6 protein-coding genes and 1 pseudogene are annotated in these 6,215 nt (G+C 27.3%); 2 read left to right on the plus strand and 5 right to left on the minus strand.

The window, feature by feature from the left end; all coding sequences use genetic code 11:
- Positions 1-29: 29 nt before the first annotated feature.
- Positions 30-386 carry a DUF3221 domain-containing protein gene (locus AAT22_RS16140; protein WP_047001995.1) on the minus strand — a complete coding sequence of 119 codons (357 nt, stop codon included), beginning with the start codon at positions 384-386 and terminating at the stop codon, positions 30-32.
- A 159-nt stretch (positions 387-545) separates the two neighbouring features.
- Between AAT22_RS16140 and AAT22_RS16145 the strand changes: the two genes are divergently transcribed.
- Together AAT22_RS16145 and AAT22_RS16150 are read left to right on the plus strand one after the other, a co-directional pair.
- Complete coding sequence (locus AAT22_RS16145) at positions 546-1,292, plus strand: polyphosphate polymerase domain-containing protein (RefSeq protein WP_047001996.1); 747 nt, start codon at positions 546-548, stop codon at positions 1,290-1,292.
- Complete coding sequence (locus AAT22_RS16150; RefSeq protein WP_016207346.1) at positions 1,286-1,975, plus strand: DUF4956 domain-containing protein; 690 nt, start codon at positions 1,286-1,288, stop codon at positions 1,973-1,975. Before AAT22_RS16145 ends, AAT22_RS16150 begins: the two co-directional genes overlap by 7 nt.
- 73 nt (positions 1,976-2,048) lie before the next feature.
- Here the strand turns inward: AAT22_RS16150 and AAT22_RS18645 are convergent, their stop codons facing one another.
- The 4 genes and pseudogenes from AAT22_RS18645 to AAT22_RS16170 all read right to left on the minus strand — a co-directional run.
- Positions 2,049-3,365 carry a DUF2812 domain-containing protein gene (locus tag AAT22_RS18645; protein ID WP_172655029.1) on the minus strand — a complete coding sequence of 439 codons (1,317 nt, stop codon included), beginning with the start codon at positions 3,363-3,365 and terminating at the stop codon, positions 2,049-2,051.
- Positions 3,352-3,678 (minus strand): PadR family transcriptional regulator, encoded by a 327-nt coding sequence (locus tag AAT22_RS16160; protein ID WP_047001997.1) that lies wholly within the window; start codon positions 3,676-3,678, stop codon positions 3,352-3,354. Before AAT22_RS16160 ends, AAT22_RS18645 begins: the two co-directional genes overlap by 14 nt.
- Before the next feature lie 259 nt (positions 3,679-3,937).
- Positions 3,938-5,767 (minus strand): carbohydrate-binding domain-containing protein, encoded by a 1,830-nt coding sequence (locus tag AAT22_RS16165; protein ID WP_047001998.1) that lies wholly within the window; start codon positions 5,765-5,767, stop codon positions 3,938-3,940.
- 243 nt (positions 5,768-6,010) lie between these two features.
- Positions 6,011-6,215, minus strand: a pseudogene (locus AAT22_RS16170) (ABC transporter permease); the annotation flags it as partial.

Here is a 6,215-nt window from a genome sequence, read left to right on the forward strand (position 1 = left end):
CCCTCCTATAGTTTCATGACAATATTTACTTATTTTATTCTTATAATTTTAGCATATACTTGAACAGGGTAACTTTCTCTTATTGGTCCTGTAATTATCACTTCTACTTTATCTCCTACTTTAATATCTGATAATTTTAACCTTTCATTTGCCTCTTCTTTTATAATTTTCGTTCTTTGGGTTATATAAATACTTGCCTTATCAAATTCTGTATCTTCTTCAATATTTCCTTCTACTAAAATATTACCCTTTTCATTTTCTTCATTTATTACTGTTACTACTCCTCTTATAGCTACTTTATCATTTTTGTGGTTTGCTATAATCCATACACTAAGCATACAAATACCTAATACTATTATTCCTATATAGATTTTCTTAAACTTCACATTCTTTTTCTCCTTAAAACTAATTTCTAACTATTGTAATTTTACTATTTTTAGATATATAAATATACATTAATTTAAATTTATTTTTTAATTTAAGATTTCTTTAAGGTTAGGTTTATATAATTACTTCATAAAGATCATTCAATAGGAGGTAATAGTATGGCAATAAAATCATTTCAAAGATTTGAAAAAAAATTTATATTAAATGAGAAACAATATAACAAACTTATTCCAATTTTAAAAAACTATATGAATCCAGATAAATATTGTAAAGATGGGAAAAACTATGATATTTATAATATATATTATGACACACTTGACTGTCACATAATTCGAAATTCAATCAACAAACCCTATTATAAAGAAAAACTTAGATTAAGGAGCTATAATGTACCTAATAGTAAGGATGATAGAGTTTTTTTAGAGTTAAAGAAAAAAATTAATGGTATAGTAAATAAACGTAGAGCTACTTTAACTTTGAATGAGGCTTATAGGTTCTTAGAATTAAGGGAAAAACCTGCTACTTCTGATTACATTAATAATCAAGTTCTTAATGAAATAGAATACCACTTAACTAATAATGAAGTTAACCCAACTGTATATATAGGCTATAGCAGAAAAGCCTTCTTTGGAAAAGATAATAGTGATTTTAGAATAACATTTGATTCTAATATAATTACTAGACGTGATAACTTAGCTCTTGAACTTGGTAGCTTTGGTGAAAATTTACTAAAAGAAAATCATTATCTTATGGAGGTAAAAATACTTGGAGCAATACCTGTTTGGTTTACAAAAGTTCTTTCTGAATTATCAATATATAACACTCACTTTTCGAAATATGGAAATGAATATATGAAATATTGCTTAAATGCAAATTATTCTAATAGGAGGGACAACGCATGTTAGAAACTATCATTTCATCAACTACTGGAGAATCATTTACTCTAGTAAACGCACTATTAATTATTATATCTTCAATTATTCTTGGACTAGTTATAAGTCTTGCCTATATGAAGACACATAAAAGAGAGGGATATGCCCCAGGTTTTACAGTAACACTTATAATGCTACCCGTAATAATTGCTATTATTATACTTTTAGTAGGAAATAATGTTGCAAGAGCATTTAGCTTAGCAGGTGCATTTTCAATTATACGTTTTAGAAGTGCACCTGGTGATCCAAAAGATATAACTTATGTATTTTTCACCTTAGCTGTTGGTTTAACCTGTGGGATGGGTTATGTGGGATATGCCTTTATATTTACTTTAATACTCTGCGCCTTAGTAGTTATCCTAGATATGACAAGATTTGCTATGCCTAGAACAAAAACTTCTAAACTTAAAATTACAATTCCTGAAGATTTAAATTATGATGGAATATTTGATGACATACTAAATAAATATACAAACTCATGGAATATTGAAACTATAAAAACTAGAGATTTTGGCTCACTATTTGAAATTCACTATATTATTCATATGAAACTTGATGTTGATCAAAAGAAATTTATAGATGAATTAAGATGCAAAAATGGTAATTTAAATATTTCACTAAATTTTGCTGGTTTTGAAGAAAAAGTTTATAATTAAGTCATTGTATAAAAGCGAAAATAAATAGACTACGTGAAATGATCCTAATCTATTTATTTCCGCTTTCTTATATTTAATTACTTAAGTTGCTACTAAACAATTTCTCATAAACTACATTAATTAATTCCTCTTCGCTTACATTATCCATACTTGATATTTCTACCATTTTATTTTGAGATATTATTGTATATCGATGTCCATGTTCATTCATATAAACATTTATACCTTTTGGTAAACTGGTTTTCTTTTCTATATATTCTACCCCTATTTTATTTACAAATTTTATCCTCTTATTAAAATTATACTCAACTACCCATTTATATTTACTTTCAAAAATTTCATAACTTAAGTAATTTTTTTCTCCTTCATCTCCATAATACAAATAAGCAGCTACTGGTGTTTTCTCTGCTCTAAAATATAATGAATCTTCCTTACTAACATCATTAAAATCTTCAATTTTTAAATTATCTACTTTATTTAACATTTTATCGCTATAATTATAGTCTTTAATAAATACATCTCTAAAAATCATATTAGTAATAGTAAAAAATATTGCTAATGTTAATACTAGATAAGCTCCTTGAATTATTATTTTTTTATTTTTAATATTCTTATTCTTAATAAAATTAATTATATAATTTGATGCAAGTACTAAAAAAACTAAAATAATAACTATTTTTAAAATACTAACATCAGATTCTATAGCAAAGGATAGCCAAGCTATAAATAAAACAATAGACATTAAACAATAAATAATTCTTCTTACTAATGATATTTTCTTTAAATTATAACTTACTTTTTTTCCATTATTTATAGATATTTTCCCCTTAATATTAAATATTAAAAATGTAATTAATCCCATTATTTCATGAAGTGAAAAAATAATAACAAATATGAATGTTCCTAAACCTAATGGATTCGCTAAAAAGTGTGCACTATAACTTCCAATTGTCGCAATATATTGACCAAGTAAAAGGCATATGATTGTTATCAGATTTAAAAGTACATATTTTAATGATGCTTTCCTAACAGTATTAAACTTTTCCACTTCATCAGTATGAATATCTATTCTTTCTTCATCTAGCTCACTACAATAAACTTGTATTTTATTTCTTTCACAAACAAATTCCCAACCAGCCTCTTTGCAATATTCCCTATATTCTAGAGCTTTATCAGTATCTTTTCCATCCATAAAGGATATGCTGTCTAATACATCTACTGAATATCTTAACTTTTTAGGAGTATCTTTTCTAAATTTTAAATAATATCCTTTTATATTTTCTAATATCCAACCCCTTAATGCCATCTTTTCTAAATAATCTTCTAAGCTTTTATGCTCATATGGTAAAAAGTTAAATACAACCCATTTTTTATTTCTAAATATCATCATAAATTCCTCCAAAAAAAGATTTTCCATCTTTAATTAACATTATTAATCTCTCATATTCATCTTTAAGTATTTCTAAGCCTTTTTCAGTAATTATATAACTTCTTTTTCTTCCAACAACTTCTGTCTCCCTAATCATTCCTTCTTTTTCAAATCTACCAAGAAGGGCATATAATGTTCCCGGTCCTACATTAACTCTTCCCTTAGATAATTCTTCAACTGATGCCATTATATCTACTCCACATCTTTCTTCTATTAAAGATATTAATATATAGTACATTGGTTCAGTTAAATTCTGAAATTGTTCTCTTGGCATCCTTTGCCACCTCCAAACATCGATATTCGATATTAAATTTATAAAATAATTACCATATATTACAATATAATTCTATTATCGAATATCAATATTGTCAATATATCTTATTACATAATATATATCATATGTTTATTATTAGTAATTTGATAATTATTTGCATAATATTTTTTAATTTATTATAAGCATAAAAAACAAAACATAGTATATACAAATAATTTATAAATTATTTGTATATACTACTTGTCAATAAAATATTCTATTAAGGTCTTTTAGGCATTTCTCCTCCTGGGAATTCTCCTTGACCAGGTATCCCAGCACCAGGGCCTCCAAATCCTCCAGTTACTTGACCTATGTTAGTTACTACTCCTGATACTGTAAAACTTTCTAATTCCGTACCATCTGAATAACTTCCTTCTGAATATATACCATCATTTACTGACCCTGTTGATGTTCCTCCAGTATAAACCTTGTAAGTTTCTCCAATTTTAATATTTGCTGAAGATATTACTACTGATTGAACATTCTTGCTTGAAACAAAGGTTACTACTTCATTTCCACTTGAATCTTCAACTCGGACTAGTGTATTAGCTTGTATTGCTGAGAATATATTAATTGAATTTTGACTTGATGTTTCACTTGGTGATTGAGCCATACCTGAGCTTCCAGATGCAATTAATAATCCACCTGTAATTTGGAATTCTCCATCATAATCTAATGACCCATTACCATTGTCTTCCGGACCATTTACTATAACTGTTCCATCTTTCATATATATTGATCCATTTGCATCAAGACCATCTCCACTTGCATCTACAACAATTTTTCCACCATTAATATTTATTGTTCCCTTTCCTGCTGAAGCAAAATTATTTTGTCCTGGTCTTCCATTTATTGAAGATCCATCATTTCCGCCTGAAGCATTTATTCCATCATCACTTGCAGTAACTTTTATATTTCCATCATTTATATTTATTGTTTCTGCTTCTATACCTTCATATGATTTTACTATAATAATATCTCCCTTATTTACATCTATTGTTGAGTCTGCATGAATTCCATCGTCACCTGATATTATATTAATAGTTCCACCATTAATTTCAACTTTATCATTTGAATGTATTGAATCATCAGCTGAATTTATATTGATATTTCCTCCATCAATTTTAACATTAACTGCTGCTTTTATGGCCTTTGTACTAGTTGTATCTATTTCTTCATCTTGCTCTACTGCTGCTCCCTGAGTTTTTCCAAAGCCTCTAAAATCGCTATGAACTTTAGATGTGTTTTCATTTCCACCGCCTGAATTTATTGTTATATCTCCACCTGTTATTGTTGCAACTGTTTCTGCTTGTATTCCATCTTCACCTGATGTTATATTAATTGTTCCTCCTTCAATTAATACATAACCTTTTTCTGTATCTTCATCATTATTAGACTTCATACCATCTCCCTGTGAATTAATAATTATATTACCACTTGAAATAGTAATTGAATCTCTTCCTCTAATACCATCTGCTACTGAATCAATTGATATAGTTCCATCTGCTATTTCTAAATCATCTTTGCTTGTTATTCCATTATTATATTTAGCATTTACTTTAAGAGATCCTGTTCCACTAATAAACAAATCACTTTTACTAAAAATTGCTGCATTCGGTTCATCTGTTGAGATATCTTCAAATATATAATTTTCACCATCCGTAACTTCATTGCTAGTTCCATCTTCTAATATTACATAAGTATTTTTAGAATTTGCTACATATATCCCGGAACTAGTTGAGTTAGTTATATTAACTCCATTTAATATAAGTTGTACATTGTCTTCATCTCCAGCATTAACTTCTATTTGTCCATCTCTTAATGTTCCTGATATACTGTATGTTCCTGATGAATTTATAGTAACCTTATTTTTTTCAACTACTACTCCTTCTCCATCTACAACAATTGTATCTCCTAATGTTATTGTTGTGTCCACTTCAACTTTGCTAGCTACTGAAGTTTTATTTGAATTTGCTTCTTTATTTGAACATCCTGTAGCTACTATAAATAAAGATGCTATTGCTAACATTGCTATAACTTTTTTACTCATAAATCTTCCTCCTAAAATTTCAATTAAATAATCATTTGATATTAATAAGATAACATCATTACCTTAAATTAATCTTAAAACATATACATCCTTAAAACCTAAAGTAATAAAATAAAAAAAGAATCTATATAATTCACTCCTATGAACTATATAAACTCTTTAATATTTTAGTAGAAATTCATTCTTTGAATGAATTTCTACATTAATTACTTAACTTTTAATTTTTCTCTTTTAACTAAAATCCTATCTCTTACCAGCATCAAATGGTTCTCCAGAAGCCTTTGGTGCTTGAGATGATTTAGAGAATAATACTAATGCTATTAAAGTAACAATATATGGGAATATCTTCAATAATACTCCTGGTATTGCTGACAATGCTGGTATTGCTTGAGATACGTTAGCTATAGTTGAAGCAAATCCAAAGAAGAATGTTGCTCCTAATATTCCA

It is taken from the genome of Clostridium sp. C8 (assembly GCF_001010885.1).
GTDB classification, from domain to species: Bacteria; Bacillota; Clostridia; order Clostridiales; family Clostridiaceae; genus Clostridium; species Clostridium sartagoforme.